Annotated in this window: 14 protein-coding genes; 5 read left to right on the top strand and 9 right to left on the bottom strand. The window is 50.1% G+C overall.

Annotation, left to right across the window (positions count from 1 at the left end; genetic code table 11):
• Positions 1-42: 42 nt before the first annotated feature.
• The gene (locus KQI79_RS03615; protein WP_216536858.1) at positions 43-1164 is read right to left on the bottom strand and encodes a BMP family ABC transporter substrate-binding protein; all 1122 of its coding nucleotides are present in this window, start codon (positions 1162-1164) and stop codon (positions 43-45) included.
• Between the two features lie 240 nt (positions 1165-1404).
• Between KQI79_RS03615 and KQI79_RS03610 the strand changes: the two genes are divergently transcribed.
• Positions 1405-2184 carry a helix-turn-helix domain-containing protein gene (locus tag KQI79_RS03610; RefSeq protein ID WP_216536857.1) on the top strand — a complete coding sequence of 260 codons (780 nt, stop codon included), beginning with the start codon at positions 1405-1407 and terminating at the stop codon, positions 2182-2184.
• Positions 2185-2292: 108 nt separating this feature from the next.
• Here KQI79_RS03610 and KQI79_RS03605 read toward each other — a convergent pair whose 3' ends face one another.
• From KQI79_RS03605 to KQI79_RS03585, 5 genes are all read right to left on the bottom strand, one after another.
• Positions 2293-3045, bottom strand: coding sequence for a MerR family transcriptional regulator (locus KQI79_RS03605; RefSeq protein WP_216536965.1), 753 nt, complete (start codon positions 3043-3045; stop codon positions 2293-2295).
• 899 nt (positions 3046-3944) lie between these two features.
• Positions 3945-5477 (bottom strand): MDR family MFS transporter, encoded by a 1533-nt coding sequence (locus tag KQI79_RS03600; protein WP_216536856.1) that lies wholly within the window; start codon positions 5475-5477, stop codon positions 3945-3947.
• Between the two features lie 113 nt (positions 5478-5590).
• On the bottom strand, positions 5591-6580 hold the full coding sequence (locus tag KQI79_RS03595) for a glycerophosphodiester phosphodiesterase family protein (RefSeq protein WP_216536855.1): 990 nt from the start codon (positions 6578-6580) through the stop codon (positions 5591-5593).
• A complete protein-coding gene (locus KQI79_RS03590; RefSeq protein ID WP_216536854.1) occupies positions 6573-7157 on the bottom strand; it encodes a TetR/AcrR family transcriptional regulator in 585 nt (194 codons plus the stop codon). Before KQI79_RS03590 ends, KQI79_RS03595 begins: the two co-directional genes overlap by 8 nt.
• 94 nt (positions 7158-7251) lie before the next feature.
• Complete coding sequence (locus KQI79_RS03585) at positions 7252-7758, bottom strand: DUF2569 domain-containing protein (RefSeq protein WP_216536853.1); 507 nt, start codon at positions 7756-7758, stop codon at positions 7252-7254.
• 253 nt (positions 7759-8011) lie between these two features.
• Here KQI79_RS03585 and KQI79_RS03580 point away from each other — a divergent pair, with 253 nt between their 5' ends.
• The 3 genes from KQI79_RS03580 to KQI79_RS03570 are packed head-to-tail and all read left to right on the top strand — an operon-like array spanning position 8012 to position 9677.
• Positions 8012-8338: a PadR family transcriptional regulator gene (locus tag KQI79_RS03580; protein WP_216536852.1), complete on the top strand. Its 327-nt coding sequence runs from the start codon at positions 8012-8014 to the stop codon at positions 8336-8338.
• Between the two features lie 3 nt (positions 8339-8341).
• Positions 8342-8806, top strand: a complete 465-nt coding sequence (locus KQI79_RS03575) for a hypothetical protein (protein ID WP_216536851.1) — start codon at positions 8342-8344, stop codon at positions 8804-8806.
• A gap of 55 nt (positions 8807-8861) precedes the next feature.
• Positions 8862-9677: a DUF368 domain-containing protein gene (locus tag KQI79_RS03570; protein WP_216536850.1), complete on the top strand. Its 816-nt coding sequence runs from the start codon at positions 8862-8864 to the stop codon at positions 9675-9677.
• A gap of 94 nt (positions 9678-9771) precedes the next feature.
• Here the strand turns inward: KQI79_RS03570 and KQI79_RS03565 are convergent, their stop codons facing one another.
• Positions 9772-10113 carry an RsiV family protein gene (locus KQI79_RS03565; protein WP_253297936.1) on the bottom strand — a complete coding sequence of 114 codons (342 nt, stop codon included), beginning with the start codon at positions 10111-10113 and terminating at the stop codon, positions 9772-9774.
• 231 nt (positions 10114-10344) lie between these two features.
• On the opposite strand from KQI79_RS03565, the gene KQI79_RS03560 reads away from it, so the two are divergent.
• Positions 10345-11727: an MATE family efflux transporter gene (locus KQI79_RS03560; protein WP_216536848.1), complete on the top strand. Its 1383-nt coding sequence runs from the start codon at positions 10345-10347 to the stop codon at positions 11725-11727.
• Between the two features lie 291 nt (positions 11728-12018).
• On the opposite strand, the gene KQI79_RS03555 is transcribed toward KQI79_RS03560, so the two are convergent.
• A complete protein-coding gene (locus KQI79_RS03555; protein WP_216536847.1) occupies positions 12019-13950 on the bottom strand; it encodes a CAP and S-layer homology domain-containing protein in 1932 nt (643 codons plus the stop codon).
• Positions 13951-14558: 608 nt separating this feature from the next.
• Positions 14559-14777: a hypothetical protein gene (locus tag KQI79_RS03550; protein WP_230191736.1), complete on the bottom strand. Its 219-nt coding sequence runs from the start codon at positions 14775-14777 to the stop codon at positions 14559-14561.
• Between the last annotated feature and the right edge of the window lie 274 nt (positions 14778-15051).

Raw genomic sequence — 15051 nt, 5'->3', positions numbered from 1 at the left:
TCGAATCGAATTCCCTTCCCCTTGAATTCTATGGCTTCCTGTTTAAGGTTTTACAGAATTGCGAAGCGCATCGATTTGAGCCGTATCCATGTGCAGCGCATTGCTGATTTCGATTTGGCCTGTCGCTATTTGTTCCTTAATTTTCGCTACTTCAGCCCGAACGGACTCCGATACGACGCTGTTATAGACGTTATTCTCAGCCAATGCTACGCCCGACTCGTTGAAGCCGACCACTTTGAATTTGCCCATTTCCAACGTACCTTTTTGCAGTTCCGCAACCGCATTGAAGATCGCTTCGTCGATTTTTTTGATGGCGGAAGTGACGATCAAATTCGCTTTCTCGCTATCCGTATCCATGATCATTGCCGATTGGTCGGAGTCGACGCCGATCGCATATTTTTGCTTTTCTTTCGCCGCATCGAATACGCCCAGTCCCGTTCCGCCGGCGACGCTGAAGATGACATCCGCGCCCGCGTTATATTGCAGCAGGGAAAGCTCCTTCCCTTTCGCAGGATTGACGAAATTGCCCGCATACGAAATGGCTACCTTGATATCGGGATCGACGTATTTGGCCCCCTCGATATAGCCGACGAGGAACGTATTGATTCCCGGAATGTCCATCCCTCCTACGAAACCGATCGTTTGATCCGGATTCGCGTTCGGCATGTCGGAAGTCGAGATTAGAGCGGCTGCGGCTCCCGCAAGGAATGAAACTTCATTCGTCGCATAGGAAATGGCATGCACGTTCTCCGCCGTATCCTCAATATCCGTATCGTAGTTAATGAACTTCTTGTCCGGATTTCTCGAGGCGACATCGTTCAACAATTCGGTAATTTGCGATCCGCCGGAAATAATGACATCCCAGTCCTGGCTCGCGATATCGTTGAACGTCGGCTCCCATTTCGTTTCGTCCGCGCCCATCTCGATCACCTTCGTCTCAGCGCCCAACATATCATGTACTTTGGTCAGTCCGGCGTTCGCGGCGTCGAAGAACGATTTATCCCCTAACGTTCCCGGAACGAGCAAGACAACCTTCAAATTGCCCGAGTTCGCGTCCGGCTGGCTGCCGTCATTCGTATTCGAGTCTCCCGCCTGATTTGCGTTCGAACAAGCGGAGACGATCAACATCATGAGTAGAATCATACCCGTAATCATTTTTTTCATTGGTTTTCCCCCTCTTTCTCTCAGTCAATACGTCAATTGCTAGTAACGAGCTTTGCCAGGTTGCGCTTCCTTAGTATCCTCTGTAAACCGTTTCAATATACTTAATTTTGGAAGCCCTCCTTTTTTTACGATTTGGCTTTTCATGCTATAATAGTAGCAGAAAGTGAATTGTAAAATTAGACTAAAACGGTCATGTTTTTTATACGAAACGGCTAATTAACGAAAATGGGAGCGATTCCAATGAACCAGTTGGATTTCTTGTTTTTCTCCAAACGGTTGACCAATAAGTATATTCCGAAACATAGCCATGAATGTTACGAGTTAATCTATTACTTTCAAGGGCAAGGAAATACGCGCATCGGCAACGACGAGTACCATTTTCAAAAAAACATGTTTGCTCTAATTTCACCCCAGGTCGTACATGACGAGAAACATACGTCCGGAGGAGACGTGTTGTTTATCGGGTTCCACAGCAATCAACCGGCGCTGAAACATTTGAACGCCGTCTTTCACGATGACGACGATCATTCCATTCAACGGCTCGTGATGCAGATGAAGGATGAATTCTTCAACCAGGAGTACGGTTACTTGGATATGCTGAATTTGCTGCTCGATACGCTTGTCATTAAAATCCAACGCTTGCTCGGAGTGAAAAAACAGCCGTTTCAAGCGGATAGCCAATTGCAGTTGCAATATGTGATCAATTATATGGATGAGCATTACCGGCAAAAAATATCGGTCGAATCGCTCGCGCAGCTGTCGGGTTACAGCTACGACCGATTCCGCCATGTATTTAAGGAAAAGTACGGCAGATCTCCTTTGCAGTATTTGATCAACAGGCGTATCGATTACGCCAAGTCGCTGTTGCTGGAAACCAACCTGCTCGTGTCGGATATCGCCCATTACGCAGGGTTTGCGAACGACGTGCAATTTTGCAATATGTTCAAGCGCGAGACCGGCAAGACTCCACGCGCTTATCGCAAGCAAGCTGCTCAGAAAGATGCAAGCGTTATCGGATGATAGAGCGGCGTCGCTCTCATAGACAAGGCGCAACGGCAACAAGGCACCTGGTTCGAGATGAACCGGTGCCTTGTTTACCAACACGCGCGGGCGTTGATCGCGATTCGATTATTGGGAGTTGCGATCCGCGTACACGGCCATGGCGTCGCGCATGAATACGGCCAAGCCTTCCTTGAACTTGTCGATGTTTTGCGTAAAACGTACGTCGTCGACGTACATTTGGCCTAATCCTTTGAACGCTTCAAGCGAATATTGGCCCATGCCCATATTGTTCAGGAAGTCGTACCATTCTTGAATGGCCGCTTGCGCTTCCGCCGATTCGGGCGGCATATGGGTAAGGGACGCCAGCTTGCGGTAGATCGCATTCATCTCCTCGCCCATCGCTTCTTGTTCTGCTTTGGACATGCTTGCGATTTTGGCGTTCGACTTGTCGACGGCTTCGTCTCCCCATCTTTCTCGCGCTTCCTGTTCATAGGGGTTATGGCTGAAATCGAAGCCTTCGAACTTCTCTTTATTGGACATTTCCATTTCTCCTTTCGCATGCTTAATGGTCTTATCAATCGTCGCGATCATGCGGTCGACGCGGATGCGCTTCTCCAGCAGCATCCGGCGCTGCATCGTTAACGCCTCCAACCGGTCGAACGAAGGACGACTGATGATTTCTTTAATTTCTTTCAAAGGGAAACCGAGTTCTCTGAAAAACAAAATTTGCTGCAGCGTTTCAAGATTGTCGTCAGAGTATACACGATACCCCGCCTCGGTCGTGCCATCCGGGGTCAATAGCCCGATCTCATCGTAGTGATGAAGCGTGCGCACGCTGATTCCCGTTAAATCGGCTACTTCTTTCACTCTCATTGCCAGTGGCCTCCCTTCATTGCTAACTATAAAGTATCACGTAACGTGAGAGTCAATACCCATTTTAAAACCGCCGGCGGGGGAGATCGTCTTGACAGTTGGTTATGTAACTGCAAAAATCCATTTACAAAAGGAGATTTGGGCGAGTTTCGCCCGCGCAAATGCAGAAATCCATTTATTTCTGCCCCAATTGTCGGCCCTCTGTGAAAATCCCCCTCGTTCAGATGCTAGAAAGCCAGGGTTTATTACATACGGAGCGGGATTGGATTGCTGCATGCAGTCCTGAACGATCATTTGCCGCAGAGGTTATGGAAGCTGTATAGCGTGCTGGCAAGCGATTCCCGTGGGGTAAAAAGGTAAAGCCTGCGATCAGAGTCCACTTCATCATACCGCTGGCGGCTGACGATTCGCCCGAGCGAGCTAACGAAACTGATACACGCTAATAACCTGTAAATCATCATGTTTCAATGTCTAACGAAACTCAAACACGCTAATGAGGGGAAAAAGGCGGTACAATCGCCGATTTCCAATGAATAGCGATATGTACTTTCGTTAGGATGAGAACATCTTCAATTGGAGTCCAATAAGGATCGTTAGTTTCGTTAGCGAGCCAAAAGTTTCGTTAGCGCCAAACAAGGAGCGCAGGTCCGCGCGATCGCCTTCGAAATGGAGGGAGGCATCCCCTTCTATATGCGCAATAAAGCCAGTACCATCAACGGCGGCGAATGATGAAGCAGACTCCAATTGCGGGTTTGCAAAGCTATCAACTTCTCGATGCAACACTAGTGCCCAAAAAGCGGTCTTGGCCTTCGAATAACCGGATTATTGCAGTTGCTGTCAAGCGCTTGACAAAAAAAGCCCGGCCGCCGGAGGGCCAGACTTTATGTTTGGTGCCGGAGACCGCGTCAATGCGAAGCGGCGTACGCTTCCATCTCCGCCTTCGGATCGAACTTCTCGCCGCCCATCAGGAAAGCCGCCGCTACGGCCAGCACCGCGGGGATAAGACCCCATGCGAACGTATCCGAGATGGAGGAGGACAATCCGGCCGTAATCGCGCTCAATGTATCCTGCGGAAGCAGAGTGCGGGTCGACGGCGACATCAGTACGTACGGATCGCTCAAATCGATGCCTGAAGGCAAATCCTCCGTACCGCCGCCCGCGAAGGAGTCCGTTAATTTGCGCGTCATCGAATGGTTCTGGAGTATTCCGAATACGGTGATGCCCACCGTCATGCCGAGCGCACGTTGAAAATTCAAGGTTGCGTTGGCGGCCCCCCGCTCCCTGGCCGGCAAAGAATGAACCGCGGCGTTGGTCAACACCGAGAACGAGGCGCCGATGCCAAGCCCGACCAAAATCATATATAAGGTGACGACGAGCCGGGACGAATCGGCCGATATCGTCGTAAGCAGGCCGAGACCCGCTACGAGCAGCACAAGCGTTGAAATCAGGATCGAACGGTAAGACAGCCGGTTCATGACGAATCCGCCCCCGGTCGCGGTCACGACGGTGCCGAGCATCATCGGCAGCAGCATGAGGCCGGAGTTCGTGGCATTGCCGCCTTGAACGCCTTGCATATAGATCGGAATATACACCGATGCGACGATAAATGCCGCTCCGCTTAAGAGCGCGATGAGCGTACTGGTTGCAAACAGCCGGTTCCGGAACATTCGAAACGATATGATCGGCTCTTTGGCCCTGGCCTCAACGCTCAAGAAAATGACGGCGAGCAATACAAATCCGGCAAGCATGCTTATAATTTGCACCGAGTTCCATGCATACCATTTGCCCCCCAACTCTAAGGCAAACATAAGGCATACGACCGCGCCGACGAGCGTCATGGCGCCGAGCCAGTCGATTTTTTGCCGGCTCCGCTCAAGCGATTCATGATAGGAGGTCATAACGAGACATAAGGCGATCAATCCAAGCGGCAAATTAATATAGAAGATCCATTTCCATCCGATATGATCGGTAATATAAGCTCCGAGCAGCGGTCCGAAGACGCTGGACATGCCGTAGACGGCGCCGAACAGCCCCATCAGCTTACCCCTCTTGTCCGCGGGAATCGCATCCAATAATACCGTGAACACAATCGGCACCAGAGCGCCTCCCCCGATCCCCTGAACCGCGCGGTACAGGCTAAGCTCGACAATGGTATTCGCCGTGCCGCACAGAACGGAGCCTATCATAAACACGATGATGCCGAAGATGTAAAACCGTTTGCGGCCGTACATATCGGACAGCTTGCCGAAAATCGGCATGCCGGCCATTTCCGCCACCATATACGCGGACGTCACCCAAACGAATTTATCGAGTCCCCCGAGTTGGCCTACGATCGTCCCCATCGACGTCGCAACGATCGTATTATCCATCGAAGCCATCAGGATGGTGAGCAGCAGCCCTGCCACCGTCATTCCCATTTTACGGTGATGCAAATTCATGTCATTCCATTCCTCTCAACTATGTTTGATTGAAGATATCATCATTATAGAGAGGGAATGCTGACAGCATTATGTCAGTGTTAAAATGAAGTATAAAATCGATTAAGTTCCCGTTATGTTCCGTCCCGATACAGCGGGGCGATGCGATCGATCCGGTTCGTCCATATCCCGCCGGAATAGCCTGACGGCAGACGCCCGAGATCTTCCGGCGTATCGAACCCGCTGGAGAAATCGCTGCCGTCCCCGCCCACCACGATGACGCGGGTATCGGCCCGGTCCATGCGGTTCAGGAAGCGGTCGGGCCACCCCCATAGCAAAGGAGCGATTTTCTCGGGAATATGCAGCTGCGTATTCTCGCATGCGGAAGGAACATAGCCCGTCCATCCGACGGCGAGGTAAGGAATGAGGCAGCTCTTCATCGACGCTTTGGACATCGCGCGAATTTGCGGCAGCTTGGCTTGCAAGGAAGCGATCGGCTCGTCTCCCCCGTAAACGGACAGCTGGCTCAGCCGCTCTTCCGGCAAGGAGGCGAGATAGCGGGCAAGCTGTTCTCCTTCCGCCGGATCGTTGCTTTTGATATGAATTAAAAACGACTGCTCCGGGAAGCGGGCCAGCACCTCGTCAAGCGACGGCATGAGCCCCACCCCTCGGCCGCGGAACGGATACGTCTTCCCTTGATCGGCCGTATACCCGTAACCGATATCGAGCTGTTTCAACTCGGCCATCGTATAATCGCCCGCCTGTCCTGTCGCGTTCGTCCGGCAATCGAGCGTCCAATCGTGGAATACGGCGAACTGCCCGTCTTTGGTCGGTTTAATATCCAGTTCGACGATATCCGCCCCGGCCGCAAACGCCGCTTCCATGGACGGTATCGTATTTTCCAAGTAAGGATGCTCCGGCTCGTATATGCGCTCGGCCGTGCAGGTATCGTTCTCAATCCCCTCCATCGCGAACGTTTGTGCCAGTCCCCGGTGAGCCAGAAGCAACGGTTCTCCGTTCCGCGGTTTCGCAAAGAAGGAGGTATTGTTCAAGTAGATAAACGCAATCAATAGGACGAGGAAGAGAAATGTTTTGCTTCTCGCTATTTTTTTCAACTTATTCATCGGCAATGCCTCCCCAAACGACATCCAACTGCCGCCGCAGAGCTTCCGTCATTTCCATCCGGTTCAAATGCGAAGCGCCGTTCATGAGCGTATTGAAAAATACGCCCGCCAACACGGCGGCGCTCGTCCCCGCATCCCATAGGCTGCGGAGGGAGCCGCCATCGATCGCTTCTTGAATCATTCCGCGAAGCGTCTCTTGCAATAACGCCAAGTTCGCCGAATCTTCCTTCCCTTCGATCGCCGCTTTGATCGTTTCGATCAAAGTGAGGCGCAGCAAGCCGGCATGCTGCAAGTAGAGGTCGAAGAGTTCGTTGAAAATACGCAATACCCGTTCCTTCAATGCGCCTTCTCGATGTCTTTGAACAATGTCGTCCATCAGCGTCATATAGGAATCCGCCAATTGCAGCAGCACATGTTCTTTTTTCGGAAAATAGTTAAAAAACGTTCCCTTGGCAATGCCGCAAACGGACGCAATCTCCTCTACCGTCACGTTGTCGTAGCCTTTTTGTTTAAACAGCTCGATAGCCTCATATGCAATGCGTTCTTTCAGTTGTTTTTTCCGCGCTTCTCTTAGCATGGGTTCACCTCTCACATCACAAAAAATGACCGAAGTCACAAAATGACTACGGTCATTATATCTCGCTTGCAATGTCTTTGCAACTAAGCGCACGCTATCGGATAAACGTGTTCCGCACCCTTCTCGATTTTATAAAGTAAGGAATCCAAACGGCGCACACGATCGCAGATCGTATTGTATCTCTCAGCGAGCTTCCGTCTTCCATTTCCAGCAATGCAGGAATCTGGTACATGAGGATCAAATCGACGATCCCTATGGCCAAGCTGGCGCCATAGAAGATGATCATCAGCTTCGGTACGATCTTTCTTTTGCCGTAAAAATGAAATAGGATCAATCCGCAAAACAATACAAAAGCGATGTTATAGACGGTTTCAAACACGATCATCGGCGCCCACAGCGGATGGTAATACTCAGACTCCGGAGAGGTTAACAATTCCCACGTTTCCGAACCGAATATCGGAAAGGAGTACAGGAACAGCTGCCCTAGAATCACTACAATCGTAAGGTATAAACCAATCTGCACCAGAATGAGCCATCCGCCTAAACCTGAAATTTCCAATGGCAGACGGTCGTATTTTTTTTCTTGAATGTTCGTTTCCAATGTTCAACACATCCTTGTAATGGAATGATATGGCAAAACGGGTCATCCGGCTCGGCTGTCTGACGGAATCCCGCCAACCCCTCTTATCGTAACCATAGAATGGAAAATATTCCAGTACTTTTTTGAAAAGTCTGTCGAGGCTTGTCTAAAGAGCGGTGCTTGTCAACCTCAAGTGCCTTGCAATTTTAAATACTTTACCTTATGATAGTTATGTACTTAATAAAGTTAGGTAATCAAGTCGGAGGTTATTCCCATGAACGCGGAGATGTTGAAAGGCACGATCGATCTCCTCATTTTATCCATCCTGAACGAGAAGGAGAATTACGGCTACGAAATATCCAAAACGATCAAGACTCGAACGGAAGGCGCTTTTGAAATTCAGGAAGCGACGCTGTATTTATCCCTGAAACGATTGGAGAAGCAAAGCGCCGTCTCCTCCTTCTGGGGCAACGAAAGCCATGGCGGGAGACGCAAGTATTATTCCATTACCGAAACCGGCAAGCGGCTGTTGGATCAATTCGTGCGGGACTGGAAGCAAACGACACGAATGGTAAACCAATTTATTAAGGAGGAGGATTGAAGCATGCAGAACCTGACGCGAAAAATATTCGGCTTGAATGATATGAAGTACGGTTGGTCGTTGCTCGTTTCGATCCTTGTATGCGGGATCACCTTCTACATCGACCGCAACCCGAATCCGGACGATCTGTTCTTGCTGTCGGCCGGATATGGCATGTCGTTCGTTATTGCGATCGTTTGGGGAGCCGCCAAAGAAGCCATTTCCCAATTTAAAGTCAAAGAATTTCTTTCATTATCGAAACATACAACGATTTTCGAGCTTCACGCGCATTACTATTTAATCGGATGGACAATCGTCGCCATTGCCGTCCTCATCGCACTAGGGTTGGCGGGAAACGCCGCGCCCCCCTTTTCCTTGCCGATGCTGCTTGTCGAATCGGTTCTTGTCGCGTACGGAGCCGGGTTCATCGCTTTATTTTTCGTTTATAAACTGCTTGATGCGCTGATTTATAAGAAGCTTCGAGAATAAGGCCAAGATTCCTACGGATAGGACGACTTTTATAAAAAGAGAGGACGAACAAACCATGGAGTGGAAGAACATTTATCGAGGATTAATTATGGGGATCAGCGACTTGATCCCGGGAGTCAGCGGCGGGACGATCGCTGTTGTGCTGGGCATTTACGACCGTTTGCTGGAAGCAATCAGCGGTTTTTTCAGCCGCGAGTGGAAACGCCATATCGGTTTTCTCGTACCTTTAGCGGCGGGCATGGGGGCGGCCATTTTGGCGTTAAGCCGAGTGATCAAATATCTTCTGGAGCATCACTACGAGCCGACCCAATTTTTCTTTATCGGACTCATCGTTGGCGTACTTCCTTTTATCGTCAAACAGTCCGACGCGAAGCGCAATTTTGCGGCACGCCACTTGGTCGTCTTGCTGATCGCCGCCGCAGTCGTCGCATCGATGGCTTTCATACCTGCGGATGAAGCCGCGGCACCGATTACAAGCCTGACATTCCCGATCTTCATCGGCTTGTTCCTGTCCGGTTGGCTCGCCAGCATGGCGATGCTGCTGCCGGGCATCAGCGGCTCGTTTATCCTGCTGCTGCTCGGGGTATATTCGACGGCCATTCACGCGCTGTCCGATCTGAATATCGCGCTGATCGCTACCATCGGAGCAGGGGTCATCATCGGTTTTATCGTAAGCAGCAAGGCGATTCGTTATTTGCTGTCCCGCTTCCCTCATATGACCTATGCCGTCATTATCGGTATGATTGTCGGATCGGTCGTCGTCGTCTTTCCAGGCTTGCCGGGCCAACCGTTGACGATAGCGGTTAGCGTCGCCACTTGCGCCGCAGGGCTTGTCATAGCTCTGTTCTTCGGATCGAAAACGAAGGCTTAACAGCCCCCACTGGCTAGCGATCGGTCGTTGCCGGCATGAGGTTCGTTGGAATTTGTCCAACGGTTTACGCATTTCGACTGTGCAATACAACGTTTCATTGGAAACTGTCCAATGGAATTCGGGAAAAACGCCGCAAAAAGCAAGAGACGGGGGGATTCGGTTGGATGTTTTCCAATCTACTTCCCCATCGAGCATAGAATCCGCCATTTCTGTTGGATGTTTTCCAACAGGCAACAAAAGAGAAGATCGCCGACCAGCCGGAATTCATTGCCGTTGGATGAGGCGATCTTCTTCTGTTATGGCAAACCGGGACGTAACATTCCTTCCCGGCCTGCCGTTCCGTTGGAATGACAAACTCCACCGTCCCCATATAGCCGGACGCCACATCGTATTCGTTAAATACAATGACAATGGCGGCAAACGCATCTTCCGGCATATCGGACGGCTCCACCGAATACGTTTCTTTCCAATTTACGTCACCACCTTGAATCCTCTTGTTAGCTATCGGCGTTTTCATAGAATAGACGAACGAGGGATGCAAAAAAGTTTGCGTTCATCATGACACTATATTCTACCATCGATGATATAATAGGAACGATGTGCGATCGATGGCATAATTGGAATCGATTCTCATCTCCATACTTTCCATGAACCGGGAGCAGCATATATGAATCAAACCTTTACATTACGCGGCAAACTCAAACAAATTTTGGTGATGATCATTCCGATCTTAATTACGCAGTTAGGGATGTTCTCCATGATATTCTTCAACACGATTCTGTCGGGAAAATACAATTCTACCGATTTGGCCGGGGTCGCCATCGGCTCGTCGATCTGGGGTCCGGTGTTTACCGGATTAAGCAGCATATTGCTGGCCGTATCGCCGATCGCGGCGCAGCGGTTCGGGGAGAAGAAACCGAAGGAAGTAACCATGGCGGTGACGAACGGGCTTTATTTGGCGGTTATGATTGGCTTCGCAGTCATCCTGCTCGGCATTGCGCTGCTGAATCCGATCTTGGACCGGATGGGCTTGCCGCAAGCCGTCCAAGCGACGGCCCATGACTATCTGGTCGGGCTCAGCTTCGGGATCGTCCCGCTGTTCATGTATAACGTTTTGCGGTCCTTTATTTACGCCATGGGCATTACGCGCGTCGTCATGTACATTATGATCGGCTCTTTGCCGGTCAATTTCTTTTTAAATTTTACGTTCATTTACGGATATTGGGGATTTCCGGAACTTGGCGGCGCCGGCGCCGGATACGCCACATCGATTACGTATTGGCTCATTGCGGCCGTGACTGCGTGGATCATTCGAACGCAAGCTCCTTTTTCCGACTTTGGCATCTTTTCGAATTTGAAAGAGTTTTCCGTCCGGCAGTGCAAAGAGATACTAAAAATCGGCGTGCCGATGGGCCTTTCGACTTTTTTTGAGTCCAGCATGTTCGCGTTCGTGACGATCCTCATCAGCAAGTTCAGCATCGCCACCGTCGCGGCGTATCAATCTGCCTTAAATATCGTATCTTTCCTTTATATGATACCGGTGAGCGTCTCCATGGCATTAACCGTTCTGGTCGGATTCGAAGTGGGGGCGAAACGGTATCAAGACGCCAAAACGTACAGTTGGCTGGGAATAGGCTTATCGATCGCGATCTCGCTCGTTACCGGTCTGCTGGTCGTCGTCTTCCGTTATCAAGTGGCCGGATTGTATTCGAATGAAGCGGCTGTGATCGAGTTAACGGCACATTTCTTGATCTTTGCGCTGTTCTTCCAAATTTGCGACGCTCTTCAAGCAACGGCGCAGGCAGCGCTTCGAGGATATAAGGATGTCAATATCGCCTTTATTATGACGCTGATTGCCTACTGGCTCATTTGCCTGCCGGTCGGATATCTATTATCCCATTATACCGGGCTCGGAGCGACCGGGTTTTGGATCGGGCTTACGGTCGGCTTGCTGGCGGCAGGAATTTGTTTGTCGATCAGGCTGGTCTACATTCAGAAGCGGAAGTTCGCACCAGCTCCGGCCGCTCTGAACGCGACATCATTGCTGTAAAACAGATCGAAGGGCGCTTCTCATGAAGCGCCCTTCGCGTCTCTTTAACAGGCCGATACTCCTGAAGTTGTACGGAATACAACATTGGAAGGGGATCATATGGGACATTGGTTGCTATGTCGCACTTTGTACAACCAAATCACAGTAATCAATGCCATTTGGCCCAAGTTGAGACAAAAATGTTGTAAATGATACAACAACAGCATCATTTCGGGATGAAACAGCAAGAAATTGTTGTATTTCGTACATCATACGGTTCATATTCGGGACGGAAACGGCGCGGGATGCGGTTTATTCCGCTTTCACATACGGAGCCGCCGTATCCGGGCGGCTTTGAATGGCATCCATCCCTTGCAGCTTCAAATTACGTAAAAATTGGAGCGCTTCGGCACGGGTAAGCCGGTCTTGCCCGGCATAGCCTTCCACGGTAGGCGCCGTTTTGCCGGTCGAATAGCCGGCGTCCAGCAAAAATCGGATTGCGTCGTCATCATTCGCATAGTTCTTTCCGTTTAATCCGGCGATCATTTGCGCAACTTCGGCCCGGGTGATCGGCGCATTCCGCGACTTGGCGTTCGCCGCGCTTTCCTTCAACCCCAAATGAAGCGCCGTCGCATAGCGATAATATTTATCGCTCCAAAGCCCCAGACTCCATACGCCTTGCACTGTACCGTCCTCCTCGATTTGGGACGTCGTATCGGGGTACAGCGGGAACAGCATCGCCAGAAATTCCGCTTCGCTCACGAGCGTGTTCGGTTTGAACGTTCCGTCTTCATAGCCGTTGACGATGCCAAGTTGATAGCCCCATTCGATCGTGTCGCGGGCCCAATGCGAGCGGACATCGCTAAAGCTTGGGAGAGCGGATTCTTTCGGCTCTTGGACAGGCGCTTCGGCTTCCGCCTCTGCTCCCGTACCCGCTTTGCGTCCCGTGGAAGAATCGGCTTGATCCGAGGAACGGCTCGCAGCCTGATCGTCGGCGCCTGTCGTGAAACTCCACGATTTCGTGAACTCGACGGCCGGAATGCCCTTCTCTTCGTAAAAGCTGTTCGTCTCGCTGAAGCTGACGCTGACCGTATACGTCGTATTGCCTTGCAAAGGTTGCTTCGGAATAAGCAAGATGGCTTCATCCGACCCTTTGGTATCGGCATTCACTAAATAATAATCGACCGCTTTGCCTGAAGCTTCGGTAATGGCAGCCGATTTATGAATCAATTTATTGCCGTAAGAGGTGCTGATCGATATCGGATAACCGACCCGAGCCCCTTGTTGATTGTAATAGGCGAGCGGATTCGGCGATTCGTTGGCCAGCCAAAATGTCGGTATGTCTTTCTGGCCGTTGTACGGATAGTAAACGATATCCCGATCTTTCATCGTCTCCCCGAATTTTTTCGTTCCGGGATTGATGACGGTATAGCCGTCCGCTACCCCGATGCCGACCTCGTCTACACTCGGCGACAAGAGCGTAATCCGGTGAAGAGGCGCGTCGATCAACATTTGTGTCGCTTTGACGGGCTCGTCGAAGGTCGGGGCGATCGTCTCCGCCACGCTAATGTTGGGATACCCGAAAGCTTCTGCGCGCATGGAAGGCATGGCACCCGAGAACCCTTCCTTATCCTTCCCCTCAATATGGGTCATGGACTTATGTACGGTCGTGTAATTGGCATGGGCTTGCGCCGCCTTATTCAAACTTTCGTCGAACTTGAACAGCGGTACGTTCACCGCCCCGCGCAGCGAATTAAGCAATGACAGCGAAGCGTTCCGGTGCGTCTCGAGCCTTGTCCGATCTACGCCGGCATATACGTCCAGCGTGGATTGCGGACTCGTCGGCGGATCCGTCTTCCAACGCACTTTCTCCGATACCGTTACCGGAATGTCGAGCGTCAGACCCTCGTAAGAGACGCGCAAGACCGTCTCTCCCGGGGCTACGGAATATACGGCGCCGTTGGAATCGACCAAGGCGACGGAAGGATCGTCGATCGAATACGTTGCGGCAGTCTTGATATCGTCGACATTGCCGACGCCGCGTATGATAGAATATCCGGTCGTAAAGGTTGTCCGCAGGCCGATATCAATCTCTTTGGTCCCTGCAGACAAATACGGGAAGGAGGAAAATTCTGCCGCGTATACTGCATTTCCCGTTCCGCGCACATCGATAGGCGCCGCCAGAACGCACAGGACCGTAAGCAGCAGAGCCGCCGCCCGGCCTAATCTGCTAAATTTTTTCATAAATTCATTTTCATCCTCTCTTCAAAGTTGTCTATTCTATCATACTTCGTACCGGATGTATTTTCCATGCATTTATAAACCGTTTTCATCTCTCCCATCGATACTATCCCGCTTTCGCGAGACATAGCCTATTGTAAAAAAGATCAGAATTGGGGGAGTAAAAACAATGTTATGATTAAGGGAAAGACGAAAAATGTCGGGTGCTGTATGGCAAACGAAGCATCAATCTGGCGAGTGTATATGAAGTGTCCCTGCGGATGCAGGTTTTTTATTTCGACGAGCCCAGCTATGCGTGCATCATCTCGCCGATGAAAGTCCGCTCGCGGGGAGGGGCCAAGCCCAGACTGTTTAGGTTTATTAACAGGCTGAAAGCACCTTTGGGTGCTTTTTATTTTGGCTGAGGTGAAATTGGTTGACCATGAGTAAGGATGCGTGGTATTCCAAAATGCCTTTAAGGATATATAATTGTAACGAAGATTTTACTTGGAGACCCGTTGCGGAGTAAACAGTCCTTGGAAACGTGTTTAAGGATCTCGACGGGAAAAGCCAAATTTGGGCTCGAGGATGAATTATTCTTTTTATGAAAAATTCTATTCATGCTAGGGTGTTTACTTATTATAACTAAAGTAATGTTTTACACCGTTATATATGATACTTAGACCAATAACAATGGCAAGTGTCCTTATAACAAACTCAGCAACCAATAAATTACCCATAACTGTAGTTGTATTATACCAAGAACCTGTAACGATTACGGGGGAGAGGGCTATAATTAAACCGATTATGATACTAATAGAAAGAAAGATTTTTTCATTTGTATTTTTCATGCTTTCTTTCAACTCCTTTATACACCGTTGTGGGCTCTTACCAATGTTGTGTCAATGAGGGATAAAATTCCGATAATACTGTTCCACTCACTTGTTTCACAATAAAATCTTAAAGATGGTTTATAAGTCCAACCAACATCAATTACTGTTGAAAACGTTCTATATGTTGCAGCCGTTGCAGCAGCTGTGACTTTTTCCCTACCAATTTGTAGACCATGCACCTTTGCATAACTTTCCAGAACTTCCGATCTCGCTTAACTAACAGGAATACCTT

Origin of the sequence: Paenibacillus sp. MSJ-34 (genome assembly GCF_018918005.1) — a bacterium.
Lineage (GTDB): Bacteria > Bacillota > Bacilli > Paenibacillales > Paenibacillaceae > MSJ-34.
This window is presented reverse-complemented; position numbering and strand designations above follow the sequence as displayed.